This window comes from Cohnella soli, from assembly GCF_042655525.1.
Classification (GTDB): domain Bacteria; phylum Bacillota; class Bacilli; order Paenibacillales; family Paenibacillaceae; genus Cohnella; species Cohnella soli.
This window is the reverse complement of record NZ_JBHSMI010000013.1, coordinates 182,480-198,126: the sequence shown is the minus strand read 5'-3', so window position 1 is coordinate 198,126 and position 15,647 is coordinate 182,480. Positions and strand designations below refer to the sequence as shown.

Below are 15,647 nucleotides of genomic sequence, written 5' to 3'. Positions count from 1 at the left end.
CAAATTACGTGGTTTCAAATCCGACATCCCTTTGGTAGCAACAGATGTGAAGCTATTCCCTTAATTATCCAACACATAAAAAATTGTCGAAGTGTGCAGATCTGATCACCTTCACACCCCCGCCCGAATCGCCTCAGCCAATCGGGCCACACCTTCCTGAATGACTTCAGGCGTCAGCCCGCCGTATCCCATGACGATTTGGCGTTCATGGTTGCCTTTGACGAGGGCGTAGTGCTCGACCGCGTATACATGGACGCCTGCAGCCTGGATTCGCGTCATCAACGCTTCCGTAAATTGTACATCCGGCAGTTCCACGACGAGGTGCATGCCCGCAGATTGGCCGAGAATCCGCGCTTCGGGAAGATGCAGACGCAAGGCGGAAACAAGCGCTTCGCGGCGTTTTCGATAGATTTTGCGCATGCGGCGAATATGGCGATCGAAGTAACCTTCTTCCATGAAGCGGGAAAGAATGAGCTGCTCCAACGTAGGGGTATGGCGATCGGCGAACCATTTCAGTGTCCGATACCGTTCGATGAAGCGGTCAGGAAGCACAGCATAGCCGATACGAAGGGCAGGGGATAATATTTTGCTGAACGTTCCGACGTAAATGACGCGCTCGGGATCCAAGCCTTGAAGGGAGTGGACGGGAACGCCCTCATACGTGAACTCGCTATCGTAGTCGTCCTCGATGATGAAACAGTCCGCGTGCCGGGCGAATTCGATCAACTGGATGCGGCGCTGAATCGGCAAAGTGCCGCCAAGAGGGAATTGGTGAGAAGGTAATACAAAGACGAGGTCCGGCCTATCCTCAAGGGAGAGCGCATCCGTCCGGATTCCTTTGTCGTCGACCGGGATTGGCAACAAGGAAGCACCCGCATAGGCAAAAATCGTCCGCATCTCGTCAGTCACCGGGTCTTCAACGGCGATCCGCGCAGGCTTGTCCTTAGAAGAGAAAAGCTCGGTAATGAGATGCAAAGCCTGCGTCGCGCCGGAAGTAACGACGATCTGGTCCGGTCGGCACCTGACGCCTCGCGCCTGTGACAGGTAGCGTGCGAGCACATGGCGAAGCTCGGCAGTTCCTTCTGCCCCCGAATAGCCGAATGCCTGCTCGGGTGTATGCATGCATACTTCTTTGGCCAGCCGTCCCCAGACGACTCTCGGGAAGTAGTCCGCAGCCGGATGGGCAGCGCGGAAGTCGATGCCGCCGCGAGGGTTGCTTGAAGGGAGACCGGCTGGCGCGCCACCCCGGTGAAATTCCCCCGCCGCCGAGGGGAAGAAGGAACCGGCCGCGACGTATGTGCCGGACTGGGGGCGCACTTCCAAATAACCTTCGGCAAGCAGACGATCGTAAGCTTCGAGCACGACGTTGCGGGAGACGCCGACCTGCGATGCCAATTCGCGGCTTGAAGGCAACTTTGCACCCTCGATCAGTTCGTTGCTGAGAATTCTTTGCCTTAGTTGGTCGTACACCTGGCTCGTCAACGCTTTCGAAGATGTACGGTCAACCGGAAACCATAACATTGGCAGCCCCTCCTTTGTGACGCAACTGGTACTATGAAAATGTGCAAAACGTGGACCTTATAGATACCAGTATAGCATGTTATGCTGTTTCCAATGAGAGGGGCGCGAGCATGTATGAAGACGATCGGACTTATTGGAGGCCTTAGCTGGGAGTCGACGGCCGACTATTATCGTTACATCAATCAAGGGGTTAATGAAAGTCTCGGAGGGCTCTGCTCGGCGAAATGTTTACTGTATTCGTGTAATTTCGAAGAAGTAGTCCGGTTGCAGAAAGCTGGAGACTGGCCGCAAGCCGCTGCCTTGCTCGCCGACGCGGCTCGCAAGCTGGAAGCCGGAGGTTGTGATGCAATCCTCATCTGCACGAACACGATGCACGTTGTCGCGAATGAAGTTGGGCAAGCCGTTCGGATTCCACTGCTGAATATCGTGGATACGACCGTCGAACAAATCAAGCATCAAGGCATTCGCAAAGTCGGGTTGCTCGGCACGCGTTATACGATGGAAGAGTCGTTCTACACGGACCGCCTTCGCGAGCATGGGCTTGATCCGATCGTGCCGGATGAAACGGATCGCAATCGCGTGCACGACATTATTTTCAGCGAATTATGTAAGGGAGAAATGAAAGCTTCTTCTCGAGAAGAATACGTCCGAATCATCGAACGGCTGCGTGACAGAGGGGCAGAAGGGATTATCCTCGGTTGTACGGAGATCCCTCTGCTGCTGAAACAGGAGCACGTGGACATGCCGTTGTTCGATACGACCCGCATTCACGCCGACGCAGCGGTACAGTTCGCGCTTGCATCTGCCTAATAATGATATTGTGACGAATGAAGAAAAAGGGACTTCCGCCGGCAGCGAGCCGAGAGAAGTCCCTTTCGCGTATGCTTATTTTAGTTAGTTACCGAAAATGTTATTTCTTGCATGCCTGAAGTGCCTGAGATCTGGAACGCCTGATCGATTTTGTAGTTAATATTGTCGGGAAAGGTTCGGAACCCTATGGCACGATATTGTCCCGGTTCGAGTGCGAGCTCGAAAGTATCGCCGGTAAATGGAAAAGGAAGATAATTTCCGTTTCTAGCCAGACCAATCATTCCCCCCTTAGTGAAAGGGACATCGCCCAGAGAAACTTTCCCTTTTACATTCGGCTCAGGCAACGTAAGCGTGGGCGAGACGACGCTTCCGTCTTTTACAGTGATTCTCATGGCGAAGGGTTGAACGACCATCATTTTGCTTGTAGCAATGTGAATGAGTTGATAATTCCCGTCGGGCACATCCAAGTAGACGACTCCATCACTCCAAGAATATCCCGGGTAAATCAATTGAAGGTTGCTTTCATTTCTAATCTGAAACACTCCGTTAGGCACTGTTGCACCACTGCTGTCTACGATGGAGAAGTGAGGAATCTCTGGTTGAATGGTCTGCAAATTCAACCAGCTCTGAATGCCTCTATCTACACTGGCTTGATAAGGCGTTAATCCGCTGTCGTCGGGTTTCATCTTGTCTGCACCCGCATGCAGAAGCTGTTGGATGATGTTAAAGCTGGAAGATTGCACGGCTCGAATTAACGAGTGATCCAGGCCTGGATCCGCGCCATATTTCAGTAACAGCTGGACGAGCTCAGGCTTTGGAGGTACTGTGTTCTCGGAGCCGGGCGGTGAGGTTGACTTGGTCGAAGCCCACTCCAATAAAGAATCGTGCGTTGCCGAGTTCGGATCCACCCCGGCGTCTAACAATATGCGCAGCAGCTCTTCACTACCTAACGTGATGGCGATCCGCGCATACATTTCCCCGTTGGTGCCCAAGCTTGCCCCTGCATCGAGCAACGCCTTGGCTGCCTCGACGCGATTGTACTGAACCGCGAGATAAAGAGGAATAGCCGTGGAATAGTATTCGGGGAGCGTGGCGTTCGGATCGACGCCTCTGCCAAGCAAGTTCTTGATGGTAGCGATGTCCCCGACGCGCGCGGCTTCAAACAAGCTTCGGATTAGCGCCTTCTTGGATTGCTCGGTCAATCCGATGGCGATTTTGCGAGACTTCGCGTCGTATGTAACGTCCGTATCGAGCACAAGTTCAACGAACCGCTCAGGCACATAAATTTTCCCGCTTTGATTGACAGAAGCCTGTTGAAGGCTGATTAGCTTTGTGTCTATCCACATTTTCGGTTGATTGAGCACGGTCTTATACACTTTTCCGTTTCTCTTCACGTTAATGATGTTTTTAGACACGACCGTATTGAGCTTCAGAGCTTTCGTTAACGCAGCGAGCGGGAACAGAACTTGGTTTTTGGATATAATCGGCTGGTCCGATAGCGCGAGCGGCTTGCCGTCCAAAGTAATCGACAGGGACGTCGTTTTCGGTGCCGCGGCCCCTGCCGGCATGGCTCCTACTAATAATGTGATAAGTAGAGCGCAAACTAACCACTTTACATAAAATTTTGTCGTATGAAAAATCATATGCGGGGTGTCTTCCTCCTCTAGTATGTCATAATTTCCGTATTCTTCCTCAGGTACGGGGATAATTATATTATTTATTGCCAAAAAATGCGACATCCGATATAAAAGCAAGCAACGCAGACTGGTATAGTGAAGGTTAGACGTAACTTACTCAGGAGGATGAATTCGGATGAGAAAGATACTTTGTTTAAGCGGTTTTGCCGAGGAACAGCAGGAGATGGTGCGGAAGGCGGCACGGGAATTCTCGGTTGTTTTCGCCGGGAACGGGGAGGTAGATGAGGCGATTTATCGGGAAGCTGAGATTATTTGCGGCTGGGATGCCAAAGTGAAGGGAGCTGCGTTGGCGCAAGAAACCAGGCTGCGTTGGGTACAAAGCTGGTCGTCGGGGATCGACAGCCTGCCGCTCGAACTACTCGAAGAGCGCAGTATTGTGCTAACGGATGCTAGCGGGGTGCATGCCAAGTCTGTGTCCGAGACGGCGATTGCGATGATGTTGGGGTTGTCGCGGGGTATTGCTTCGGCTGTGCGGAATCAGCGGAGCGGCTTATGGGAAAGCCCCAAGACGCTTGCGGAGATGAATGGGGGAACAGTCGCGATTGTCGGCGCCGGGGAGATCGGCCGCGAGGTAGCAAGGTTGTCGCGCGCGTTCGACATGCGTGTTATCGCTGTCCGACGTTCAGGAGGGACGATGCCGGAGGCGGACATCGTCTACGAAAGTTCCCGGCTTGACGAAGCGTTGAGGGAGGCAGACTACGTCGTCAATATTTTGCCGTTAACGGAAGAAACTCGTCACAAGTTTGATGCGGGTCGCTTCGCAATGATGAAAAGCGGCGCATATTTCATTAATGTGGGTCGAGGGGCGACCGTACGGACGGAGGATTTGGTCGAAGCGCTGCAGAAGGGTGTCATTGCCGGTGCGGGGCTTGACGTGTTCAAGCAGGAGCCGTTGCCCGTAGATCATCCGTTATGGTTGTTGCCGAATGTGATCATTACACCGCATAATTCCGGGGGCAACACCGTTCGCAATCTCGAGCGGCTCGCCAACCTGTTCATTGCGAATTTGAACATCTATTTGTCGGGCGAGATCGGCAACCTTCGCAATCTGGTTGACTATAAGAAAAAATATTGAGCGTTTGGGCATACTTCAGCTCTCCAGAGGGACCGCGAGCGAACGAATAGTTGTCGTACAAGCAACTGCAGCCCTCCGGAGGGTCCGCGAGCGAACGAATAGTTGTCGTGCAAGCAACTACAGCCCTACGAGGGGGGCGCGAGCGAACGAATAGTTGTCGTACAAGCAACTGCAGCCCTCCGGAGGGTCCGCGAGCGAACGAATAGTTGTCGTGCAAGCAACTACAGCCCTACGAGGGGGGGCGCGAGCGAACGAATAGTTGTCATGCAAGCAACTACAGCCGTCAGGAGAGGCCGCAAGCCGCTATATCGCGACGCGAACGAAAGAAAGCGCTTCCCTCGATTAATCCATCGACCACAGACGGTTACTTGCTATTAACTGTCAATTTATTATTGAATTTTCACAATATATGTACTGGCTTTATTGGCATGTATTGATTAGAATATTTAACAAGTGCAAACGAACAAGTATTAAGTGCAAGTAATTCAAAAAGCTAGCAAATGGCCAAAGAGGAGAATGAAGAAATTGACCACGATTGCCACGAATGAACTGGAGTTGGCGGAAGCCAAAGAGTATGTACGTTCCGTCTACGAATCCGTAGTACGGAAAGATCACCACGAACCGGAATTCCACCAAGCGGTAAAAGAAATTTTGGATTCACTCGTTCCTGTTTTCGCTAAGCATCCGAAGTACAAAAAAGCTGGCATTCTCGAAACGATCGTCGAGCCTGAGCGAATTGTCTCCTTCCGCGTGCCATGGGTAGACGACAAAGGGAATGTCCAAGTGAACCGCGGTTACCGCGTTCAATTCAACAGCGCGATCGGACCTTACAAAGGCGGCCTTCGTTTCCACCCGTCCGTTAACGCGAGCATCATCAAGTTCTTGGGCTTCGAACAGATTTTCAAGAACAGCTTAACCGGTCAGCCAATCGGCGGCGGTAAAGGCGGATCCGACTTCGATCCTAAAGGCAAATCGGATCTAGAAATTATGCGATTCACTCAAAGCTTCATGACGGAGCTTTATAAATATATCGGTCCTGACGTGGACGTTCCCGCTGGCGACATCGGCGTAGGCGCGCGAGAGATCGGGTACATGTTCGGACAATACAAGCGCATTCGCAGCGGACATGAAGCTGGCGTCTTGACGGGCAAAGGCATCGTATACGGCGGAAGCTTGACGCGTAAAGAAGCAACGGGGTATGGTTGCGTCTACTTCGTGCAAGAGATGCTTCATGGCAAAGGCATGAGCTTCAAAGGCAGAACAGTCGTTGTTTCCGGTTCGGGCAACGTGTCCATTTACGCAATCGAGAAAGCAGCAGTGCTCGGCGCTAAAGTCGTCGCGTGCAGCGATTCCAACGGCTATATTTACGATCCTGAAGGCATCAATTTGGATACGGTCAAGCGGTTAAAAGAAGTTGAGCGCGCCCGGATCAGCGATTACGTGAAAGCACATCCGCACGCTGTCTACACGCCAGGCTGCGAAGGCATCTGGACGATTCCTTGCGATATCGCGCTTCCTTGTGCGACGCAGAACGAGATCGACGAAGAAGCTGCGAAACTGCTCGTTAGGAACGGCGTAAAAGCGGTTGGCGAAGGAGCAAACATGCCGTCGACGCTGGAAGCGATCGAAGTGTTCCTGCAAGGCGGCGTTCTGTTCGGACCGGCCAAAGCCGCGAACGCTGGCGGCGTAGCCGTATCGGCGCTCGAAATGTCGCAGAACAGCATGCGGTTGTCCTGGACGTTCGAGGAAGTCGACGCCAAGCTGCATAACATTATGAAAAACATTTATGCCAACTCCGTAGAGGCTGCAGACGAATATGGATATTCCGGCAACCTCGTTGTCGGAGCGAACATCGCCGGTTTCTTGCGGGTAGCCGAAGCGATGCTGGCTCAAGGCGTTGTCTAAGATTCACGTACTCATATGAATTCATTAAGGCGGGCTTCCCACATCGGGAGGCCCGTTTTTTGTTGTTCCTTGACAGCCGTCCAGTTGAGCCGTTACAATGTTCAAAGTATTGAAGATGATAATCATTATCAACAATTTTCAATCTAACAATCAGCTCGAGATGCGAAAAGGGGATTTATTCAAATGAAAAAACTTCTTCTGCCGTTAAGTTTGACGTTAGTCCTGCTGCTCAGCGCTTGCGGAGGCAACTCCTCGAATAAAGCCGGCAACGAATCGGCTGCGCCGTCCGGATCGGCCGCTCCGTCCGAATCGTCGTCCTCTTCGGAAACGACCATCACTTATCAATCGGAGTCCGGTCCCGTCGAAGTGCCGGCACACCCGAAGCGCGTCGTTGCGATCACCCGTTTTCTGACCGGCAATGTCATGCAGCTTGGCGTGCCTCTGGTTGGCGTAGATGAAATGTCCAAGGAGAACCCGAAGTTCGAAGAGCAATTGAAAGACGTCGAAGCGATCACGGACGAGAGCATTGAGAAAATTATCGAACTGGAGCCGGATCTCATCATTGGGCTGTCGGATATTAAAAACATCGATAAATTCAAGGAAATTGCGCCTACTGTTACTTTCACATACGGAAAATTAGATTACTTAAACCTACAGCTCGAAATGGGCAAATTGCTGAACAAAGAAAAAGAAGCGCAAGCTTGGGTTGACGATTTCAGCAAACGCGTGAAAGAAACCGGGGAGAAAATCAAGGCGAAGATTGGCGCGGACGCTACGGTATCGGTTGTCGAGACGTTCAACAAACAACTGTACGTCTATGGCGACAACTTCGGGCGCGGAACCGAGATTTTGTACAAGGGAGGCTTCGATCTCAAGAAGCCGGAGAAGGTTGCGGAAGCGACGAAGACGGACGGCTATTTCGCGGTTTCGAACGAGGTTCTGAAAGATTACTTCGGTGACTACGTTATTTTCAGCAAAAACGCGGAAGAGGACAACTCTTTCCAGGAAACAACGACGTACAAAGAAATTCCGGCTGTCAAAAACGGCCGCGTATACGAAGCGAATGCGAAAGCTTTCTACTTTAACGATCCGTTGAGTCTGGAATATCAACTGGAGTTCTTCAAGAAAAGTTTTCTAGGCGAATAAGGGACAATAGCGAAGACGGGCCTCCTCACGAAGGGAAGCCCGTCTTCGCTATTTATGGTTCGCGTCGGCGTTCCGGAACGCTGAAAGATACCGTCGTTCCTTCTCCGGGCACGCTGATGATAGATAAGCCGCGGCCATATAGCTGCAACAGCCGCCGATCCGTATTGCTGACCCCTATGCCTCTTCTTGCTTGCAAAGTCGGAGCAAGCAAGCGCCCAACTTGATCTGCGGCCATGCCGACGCCGTCATCGGACACTTCGACCCGAACGAAGCCGTCTTGACGGATGATACGGACCCGGATGGTGCCGCCTTCGCTCCTCTTCAGCAAGCCGTGCTTGATCGCGTTCTCGATGAACGGCTGGATCGAAAGAGGAGGGACTAACAACTCAAGGTCGGCATCGATCTCCCAGTCAACACGGAGCCGGTCCTCGAACCGGACTTGTTCGATATAGACGTAAGCTCGGGCCAGCTCCAACTCGTGTGAAAGCTCGACGAGTTCTCCCGTGTTGAGGAAGTCGAAACTAATACGAAGGAAAGACGCGAATACGTCGCCTAGTTCTCGCATTTTGTCCGTATCGGTATGACTAAGCGACATAATCGAATTCAACGTATTGAACAGGAAATGCGGATGAATCTGCGCTTGCAAGTAAGCCGCCTCCATGCGCAACCTTTCGTTCACGGAGCGTTTGACTTGAACCAAAGCTCTAATTCGGTAATTCAGCTCCAACGCATCTACCGGCTTGGTGACGTAATCGTTCGCCCCGGCTGAGAACCCTGCGTACATGTCGTCGGGCTGGCTGCGCGCCGTGAGCAGCAGAATAGGAAGCTCGGACGCGGAGTATCGTTCCCTGACGAGCTTCGTTAGCTCATAGCCTGACATCTGAGGCATCATTACGTCAGCGATTATCAAGTCCCACTGTGTTCTGTCCAACAGCGCGAGCGCTTCCCGGGCGGAACGGGCCGTCGTCACTCGGTATGGCTGCGTAGACAGGATGCCGACGAGCACGTTCAGGTTAACGGGATCGTCGTCTACCGCAAGAATGTTCGCTGCGCCTTCCTGGTTAAGCAGACTGGCGTGTTCTTCGATGGCCGCCACCTGGAACCGTGCAGACATGGCTTCCCATCGCCCGCGTTTGCCGTTCCCGACCGAATCCTCGTTCGCCATCTCGGCGAGCACAAGCGGCGGTCGAGTGGCGAGGAGGTCGAGTTCGCGGGCGGGCGGGAGATCGAATGAAAAGACGGAACCTTTGCCAGGCTCGGATTGCACAATGAGCTTACCGCCATGAAGCTCTACCAACTGCTTGCAGATGCTGAGCCCAAGTCCAATGCCCCGCCCATCGCTAATGCCGTAAGTTCCTTGCTCATAAGGAAGGAAGACTCTAGACACGGTTTCTTCATCCATGCCGACACCTGTATCCGCCAGTTGGACGACAAGCCTGCCATCCCTGGACGCGAAGGCGGATACAGTGATCGTTCCCTCCTCCGTGTATTTGATGGCGTTGTGCAGCAAGTTATACAAAATCTGTACAAGCCGCTGCTCGTCTGCCATGACGGGAGGGAGCGACTGATCGATATCCGCGATCAATCTTACCGGCTTGTCCACCAGCATGTATTCAAGCATCCCGGCGACGCCGGGAACGATCGATTGAATGCGAAGGGGTTCTTGATTTAGCGCGATTCGATGCTCCTGAAGCCTCGTGACGTCGAGAAGATCGCCAAGCAAATACGACATTCGTCGGCTGACAGTAATGAGCATTTCCATATCCTTCAGGCTTTTTTCGCCCATATTGCTTCTTTCTTTGGCGACGACGGTTTGGGCGATGTTCATCATTCCGTGCAACGGCGTTCTTAATTCGTGAGACGTATTGGCTAGAAATTGATCTTTCATCTTGTCGGCTTTGCGTAGTTGATCGTTGAGCTTGGCGATCTCTTGTGCATTGCGGAAGTACTTCTTGAACCAATAAGCCGACAAGCCGATGATGGCCAGAATAATATCGATCGGATAATACACCGTAGTGACGTCAAAGGACGATTCGAAAATACTCCAGACCACGTTGGAAATAGTACCTGCCGCCGTCAGCAATATAAAGGCAACGTCCTTGTCGTCGTGTTTCTTGAAAATAAGCGTGCCGATGATGAAGATAAACCAGGAGAAGGGCACGAGATAAAAGCCGAGAAAGATGTACAGGTCGATAATGCCGTTCGCCCAGGAGGCCGGAGCGGCAAGCAAAACTCCGGTCAAAGTCACAAGCGCCGCTGTGTAGACGGCAAGTCCGCGACTATGCGTGGTCATCGCGGCGATTCTTCGGAACATCAGCAGAATGAGCAAGTTCTGCCATAGAAGCGAGATGAGCCGAATTTTGACGGCCCATGTGTAATTGATCGGCAACCATGTCAGAAGTACGTTATCGTGGCCGATCAGAACAGCGGTCGAGATCGTAATCGTCAACAATCCGGTATAAACGAGTGATTTTTCGCGACGATTAAAGAAATAGAGTATAAAGGCATACGCACCATGAAGCAGCAAAATCATAAACACGATAAGCTGAAAACCGATGGAGTACCAGCGAACGTAGTCGATTGAAGCTTGCGTGCCGAAGCGAACGGTGCGCAGTATGCCGCCCGAATATGGATCGTCGAAATTGGCGACATGAATGAGCAATTCGATCTCTGTCGTGCCTTCTATCGTGTAAGTGGCAGTATAGGACATGCTGCGTGGCGTATATTGTTGGGCCGTTGCGGCGGGGTGGCCAAAGGCGCCTTCCGTTCGTCCATTGAGCTCAACCCGGGAAGCCGCCTGAATGCCTTGAAACCAGAAGGAGACGGGTGTCGTCAGCGGATCGATGAGGATACGCAGTCGATAAGTGCCATAGCCATAAGAACTGCCTGAGTTGTCCGGGAACAGACTGCTCCAGTCCCCTGGGACGGTAATCGGGCGAGGCTCGTCCAACTTCGGGAGCTCCAGATAGGTGACTAAACGTTCAGGGTAGAACCGCCATTGCCCGTCCAATGCGAACGCGGGGGAACGGTCCAAATCGACGCCGCGCAGGTCAAGCACGCCGTCAACGGGACGAGGCGGCTCATCAGTATGGAATATTCCGGACCAAGCCCATCTCAAACAGAAGAGGGCACCGAAAAAGAGAACGATAATGACAAAATATTTGATAGCGTGCGTCCGGTGAATGTTCATCATGTTTCCAACATTCGACATCGCCTGCGGGTTATCCTGCCTACGAATTGGACGAGAGAGGACGCGGTTTCCGTCACCGCGTCCTCTCGGAAAAACTTAGAAGCAGGAGAATGATTCGATCGATTGCAGGTCGAAGCCGGAGAAAATCCAGAAGAAGCCGGTCCAGCGAAACCCAGAAATCGACGTCCTGCCTAGGAAGACAGGGTAGAACCAGAAGCCTTGCCCCCTGCGCGGCCAAATGTACGTGTAGCGGAACATGCAGCGCGAGATAGCCCCCGGATCGACGGCCAGCGCTGACGCGCCTAGCGGTTTAGGCGGAATCGTCTGCGGCGGAGGTGAAGGCGGCGGCTGTATACCGGCCGGAGCACCGCCAGGCATACTGCCAGGCATACCGCCGGGCATACCGCTAGTCATGCCGCGAGGTATGCCGCCGGGCATACCGCCAAGCATACCGCCAGGCATACCGCCCGGCATACCGCCCGGCATACCGCCCGGCATACCGCCAGGCATACCGCCAGGCATACCGCCAGGCATACCGCCGGGCATACCGCCAGGCATACCGCCAGGCATACCGCCGGGCATACCGCCAGGCATACCGCCGGGCATACCGCCAGGCATACCGCCAGGCACACCGCCGGGCATTCCACCAGGCACACCGCCGGGCATTCCACCAGGCATACCGCCGGGCATACCGCCAGGCATACCGCCGGGCATTCCACCAGGCATACCGCCGGGCATTCCACCAGGCATACCGCCGGGCATACCGCCGGGCATACCGCCGGGCATTCCACCAGGCATTCCGCCGGGCATACCGCCAGGCATTCCACCAGGCATACCGCCAGGCATTCCACCAGGCATACCGCCGGGCATTCCACCAGGCATGCCGCCGGGCATACCGCCGGGCATACCGCCGGGCATACCGCCAGGCATACCGCCGGGCATACCGCCGGGCATACCGCCGGGCATACCGCCAGGCATACCGCCAGGTATACCGCCGGGCATACCGCCGGGCATACCGCCAGGTATACCGCCGGGCATACCGCCCGGCATACCGCCCGGCATACCGCCGGGCATACCTCCAGGTATACCGCCGGGCATACCGCCCGGCATACCGCCCGGCATACCGCCGGGCATTCCACCAGGCATACCGCCGGGCATACCGCCAGGCATACCGCTAGGCATACCGCCAGGCATACCGCCTGGTTGTCCGAAAGGTGGCAAAATTGACACGTGCGTCACTCCTCATTTTTCAATAGGGTTGCGATCCTGACGTTCCGACTGACGTGTTGGCGTGCTTAAATGAGTGTAATGGCGAGCAGGTTAAACAGGACGAGAGGAAGCACGAAGTTGCTGTACGGATTTGGCGGCGGAGTTCCGGGGAAGAAGCCGCGCTCGTAACCTTCGTTCGATAGACATAAGTAGAAGACTCCTCTGTCCCAATGAACAATGCGCCCTTCGTATACGTCGCCGTCCATCATCTCCACTTTGACCAGCTTGTGAGCGTGTTGGGCGCACAGTTGGTGCAAGTTTTCTCTGGCTGTCTTGAGCGTCAGATGAAGCTTGGAATCGCACTGATAGATCGGTTTCAGCTCGTGCTGAACCGAATTTTGCGAGCTCATGGCAAAGACCTCCGTCTGATTGAACATGAGATATTCTATGCAGTAGCCTAGAGCGGGGTGATGAAGTCGAGGCGAAAAGCGGATCTAGGGCGTGTCTGAACACTCGCTCAGGGGCATCTATCACCGCCTTTTCGCCCCCTGCTTCGCCACTTTTGTTCGACGTACCCCCGGTACGCCTTCACAAAAGTTCCTTGCATGGAACGAAAATTCGGCAATATCTGCTCCCCTCGGAGTATTCAGATACGCCCTAATGGTATAATCACGCTAGACCGATACAACCGGAAGGTGATTACGATGAGCGTCATTCGATTAGAGAATGTGACGAAGAAATATGAAGAGTCGATGGTATTCAGAGAAATTTATTTTAAGCTGTCGAAGGGCGAACGAATCGGTTTGATCGGCAGGAATGGCGCAGGCAAGTCGACGGTGTTCCGATTGATTCTGGGCAAGGAGGAACCGTCGTCGGGCAAAGTGGAAGTCGATCCGCAAGCGAGAATCGGCTACTTCTCGCAATTCTCGGAGCTGAGCGGCCGCCTGTCCGTTCAACAGGAGTTGGAGGCTTGTTTCGAGCAGGTGGCGGCGGTTGAGCGGGAGCTTCAGGAAATCGCGGATAAATTGGGAACCGTCGCGGATGATGGCGAGATGGATACGTTGCTTGCCAGACAGGCGGAGCTGTTCGAAACGATGGAGCATTTGGACGGCTGGAACGTTTCCGTGGAGATCGATACGGTGCTGACGAAGCTCGGCTTTAACGATCGGTCGCGCCATCAGCCGGTGGACGAGCTGTCCGGAGGCTGGCGGAACCGCGCGGCGCTTGCCAAGATGCTCATCCAGCAGCCCGACGTCGTCTTGCTCGACGAGCCGACGAATTACTTGGACATGGAAGGCATCGCCTGGCTCGAACAATGGCTGTACCGGTTCAACGGCGCCATGATACTTGTGTCGCACGACCGGCAATTTATCGACAAGACGGTAACGCACGTCATCGAGATCGAGAATTATCGTTTTCAAGAGTATGAAGGCAATTATACCGACTACATTCGCAAGAAGAAGATGCGCAAGAAGGAGCTGGACCGCCAGTTCGAATGGGAGGAAGAACTGCTTCTTATGGAAGCGGAAGCAATCGACGACCGCGCGACGCGCAAATCCGGTTCCAAGGATCGTCTGTCCCGCAAGCTTGCGGACAATAAGAAACGGATCGAACCGCATCCGGTCAACGTACTGATTACAGACATCTATGAGCGGTTGCGTTTTCCGGACAAGCTGTGCGAAGCGAAAGGGCTCGGACAGAGCTATGAGGGCAGACGTATTTTCGATAACGTTAGCTTCGATATTCAGAAAGAAGACCGGCTTGTCATCGTCGGTCCGAACGGAAGCGGGAAGTCCACGCTGATCAAGGCGCTGACGGGACAAGAGAAGCCGGAATCCGGCGAGGTCGTCTGGGAGAAAGGCGTCGGTTACGCGTATTTCAACCGGATGTGGGACGAGCTCGATCCGAAAGACACGGTCAGCCACGCGGTCAACACGTACGGGCTCGGACTAGACGCGCCGCGCAAGAAGGTCAACAAATTTCTCTCTATGCTGCAGTTCTCGGAAGCCGATCTGAGCAAGAACATCGGTAATTTGTCCGGCGGCCAGAAAGCGCGGGTCGCCCTGGCGAAATGTCTGCTCTCCGGAGCCGCAGTCATTATCCTGGACGAACCGACGAACCATCTGGATCTTATGAGCATTCAGGTGATGGAGCAGGCGCTTATTCATTTTCCCGGCGCAGTTGTGACGGTCAGCCATGACCGTTTCTTCATCGATAAGATCGGGACGAAGATGCTGACGTTCGATCCGACCGCCGGTACGGTTACCGAGTCGAGCTTATAATTTATTCAACGGAATGAAATCTTCCGGAGCGGGAGGCTCGGGCAGCTTGGCGTTTCTGCGGACCAGGTCTTCATAGAAGTGAGCTTGGGTGACTCTCATATAAGGGAGGAGCCACAAGTAGCCGATGCCGCACGAGAGCAGCGCGAGCAAGCCCCAACCGATATTTTTCGTGATTCCTTTGCAAGTTGTCGAACGCCTCGCGAATCAGGGCGATAACTCTGTGCGTTTTGCTAAGGTACAACCTCGGTTGGACCGGCATATCATATAGCAGATCATCATTCCTCTCCGCAGGAGGTGAGGCAAAATGATAGGCAGCTTAACGTACTGGATGGAAGTGGCCATGTGGGTCGTGCTCGGCTCGATGGCTGTCGATTTTCTTGCTGGTTTGTACAAGTCGTTGAAGGGCGGCACGATCTCTCACGAACCGGTACTGGGTTATTTGAAAGACATCGTTAGCTACGTGCTCCCTCTGCTTGTACTCGCATCCATCTCTGTGATGGACACGACCGGATGGATCGTATTGGTTGGTTATTACGTGGGCGCGGTCGCGGTCATTATCAAGTATTTGCTCAGCCTTAAAGGCAAGTTGTAATCGTGTACAAGGAAAAGCGGCTTAACCTGCCCCATGAACGCAAAACCGTTAGCCTCTGCGGAGGTTAGCGGTTTTTTTATACAAAACCAAGACTTAAGGCTAATGCAAACTGGACAAAAGACAGTGCGAAAACCCGACGTGGAGCGATGGGAGAGTTTATTGACGCGGGATACAATGGAAACAGAAAGAAGGCCGCACCTCATAAGTTAAGATTTCGATT

11 protein-coding genes and 1 pseudogene are annotated in these 15,647 nt (G+C 53.5%); 6 read left to right on the top strand and 6 right to left on the bottom strand.

Features of this window, described 5'->3' with window-relative positions; translation table 11 throughout:
* Positions 1-111: 111 nt before the first annotated feature.
* Entirely contained in the window at positions 112-1,521 is a 1,410-nt protein-coding gene (pdxR, locus tag ACFPOF_RS07790) for a MocR-like pyridoxine biosynthesis transcription factor PdxR (protein ID WP_378131264.1), read from the bottom strand.
* Between the two features lie 114 nt (positions 1,522-1,635).
* Between pdxR and ACFPOF_RS07785 the strand changes: the two genes are divergently transcribed.
* Complete coding sequence (locus ACFPOF_RS07785; protein ID WP_378131262.1) at positions 1,636-2,331, top strand: aspartate/glutamate racemase family protein; 696 nt, start codon at positions 1,636-1,638, stop codon at positions 2,329-2,331.
* 80 nt (positions 2,332-2,411) lie between these two features.
* On the opposite strand, the gene ACFPOF_RS07780 is transcribed toward ACFPOF_RS07785, so the two are convergent.
* On the bottom strand, positions 2,412-3,899 hold the full coding sequence (locus tag ACFPOF_RS07780) for an ankyrin repeat domain-containing protein (protein ID WP_378131260.1): 1,488 nt from the start codon (positions 3,897-3,899) through the stop codon (positions 2,412-2,414).
* 244 nt (positions 3,900-4,143) lie between these two features.
* Here ACFPOF_RS07780 and ACFPOF_RS07775 point away from each other — a divergent pair, with 244 nt between their 5' ends.
* The 3 genes from ACFPOF_RS07775 (at position 4,144) to ACFPOF_RS07765 (ending at position 8,154) form a co-directional block, all read left to right on the top strand.
* Positions 4,144-5,103: a D-2-hydroxyacid dehydrogenase gene (locus ACFPOF_RS07775; protein WP_378131258.1), complete on the top strand. Its 960-nt coding sequence runs from the start codon at positions 4,144-4,146 to the stop codon at positions 5,101-5,103.
* A 534-nt stretch (positions 5,104-5,637) separates the two neighbouring features.
* Positions 5,638-7,008, top strand: a complete 1,371-nt coding sequence (gene gdhA / locus ACFPOF_RS07770; RefSeq protein WP_378131354.1) for an NADP-specific glutamate dehydrogenase — start codon at positions 5,638-5,640, stop codon at positions 7,006-7,008.
* A gap of 183 nt (positions 7,009-7,191) precedes the next feature.
* Positions 7,192-8,154 (top strand): iron-hydroxamate ABC transporter substrate-binding protein, encoded by a 963-nt coding sequence (locus ACFPOF_RS07765; protein ID WP_378131256.1) that lies wholly within the window; start codon positions 7,192-7,194, stop codon positions 8,152-8,154.
* Between the two features lie 52 nt (positions 8,155-8,206).
* Here ACFPOF_RS07765 and ACFPOF_RS07760 read toward each other — a convergent pair whose 3' ends face one another.
* From ACFPOF_RS07760 to ACFPOF_RS07750, 3 genes are all read right to left on the bottom strand, one after another.
* A complete protein-coding gene (locus tag ACFPOF_RS07760; protein ID WP_378131255.1) occupies positions 8,207-11,365 on the bottom strand; it encodes a hybrid sensor histidine kinase/response regulator in 3,159 nt (1,052 codons plus the stop codon).
* Positions 11,366-11,440: 75 nt separating this feature from the next.
* Positions 11,441-12,574, bottom strand: a complete 1,134-nt coding sequence (locus ACFPOF_RS07755; RefSeq protein WP_378131253.1) for a hypothetical protein — start codon at positions 12,572-12,574, stop codon at positions 11,441-11,443.
* 65 nt (positions 12,575-12,639) lie between these two features.
* Positions 12,640-12,963, bottom strand: a complete 324-nt coding sequence (locus ACFPOF_RS07750; protein WP_378131251.1) for a hypothetical protein — start codon at positions 12,961-12,963, stop codon at positions 12,640-12,642.
* A 294-nt stretch (positions 12,964-13,257) separates the two neighbouring features.
* Between ACFPOF_RS07750 and ACFPOF_RS07745 the strand changes: the two genes are divergently transcribed.
* Entirely contained in the window at positions 13,258-14,835 is a 1,578-nt protein-coding gene (locus ACFPOF_RS07745) for an ABC-F family ATP-binding cassette domain-containing protein (protein ID WP_378131249.1), read from the top strand.
* On the opposite strand, the pseudogene ACFPOF_RS07740 reads toward ACFPOF_RS07745, so the two are convergent.
* A pseudogene (locus tag ACFPOF_RS07740) lies at positions 14,830-14,997 on the bottom strand (DUF975 family protein); the annotation flags it as partial. The gene ACFPOF_RS07745 and the pseudogene ACFPOF_RS07740 overlap by 6 nt on opposite strands.
* A gap of 142 nt (positions 14,998-15,139) precedes the next feature.
* On the opposite strand from ACFPOF_RS07740, the gene ACFPOF_RS07735 reads away from it, so the two are divergent.
* Entirely contained in the window at positions 15,140-15,427 is a 288-nt protein-coding gene (locus ACFPOF_RS07735; RefSeq protein WP_378131247.1) for a hypothetical protein, read from the top strand.
* Positions 15,428-15,647 lie beyond the last annotated feature (220 nt).

Coding starts and splice junctions, on each gene's coding strand:
- pdxR (WP_378131264.1), bottom strand. CDS start 1,521: ATGTTATGGTTTCCGGTTGACCGTACATCTTCGAAAGCGTTGACGAGC.
- ACFPOF_RS07785 (WP_378131262.1), top strand. CDS start 1,636: ATGAAGACGATCGGACTTATTGGAGGCCTTAGCTGGGAGTCGACGGCC.
- ACFPOF_RS07780 (WP_378131260.1), bottom strand. CDS start 3,899: ATGCCGGCAGGGGCCGCGGCACCGAAAACGACGTCCCTGTCGATTACT.
- ACFPOF_RS07775 (WP_378131258.1), top strand. CDS start 4,144: ATGAGAAAGATACTTTGTTTAAGCGGTTTTGCCGAGGAACAGCAGGAG.
- ACFPOF_RS07765 (WP_378131256.1), top strand. CDS start 7,192: ATGAAAAAACTTCTTCTGCCGTTAAGTTTGACGTTAGTCCTGCTGCTC.
- ACFPOF_RS07760 (WP_378131255.1), bottom strand. CDS start 11,365: ATGTCGAATGTTGGAAACATGATGAACATTCACCGGACGCACGCTATC.
- ACFPOF_RS07750 (WP_378131251.1), bottom strand. CDS start 12,963: ATGAGCTCGCAAAATTCGGTTCAGCACGAGCTGAAACCGATCTATCAG.
- ACFPOF_RS07745 (WP_378131249.1), top strand. CDS start 13,258: ATGAGCGTCATTCGATTAGAGAATGTGACGAAGAAATATGAAGAGTCG.
- ACFPOF_RS07735 (WP_378131247.1), top strand. CDS start 15,140: ATGATAGGCAGCTTAACGTACTGGATGGAAGTGGCCATGTGGGTCGTG.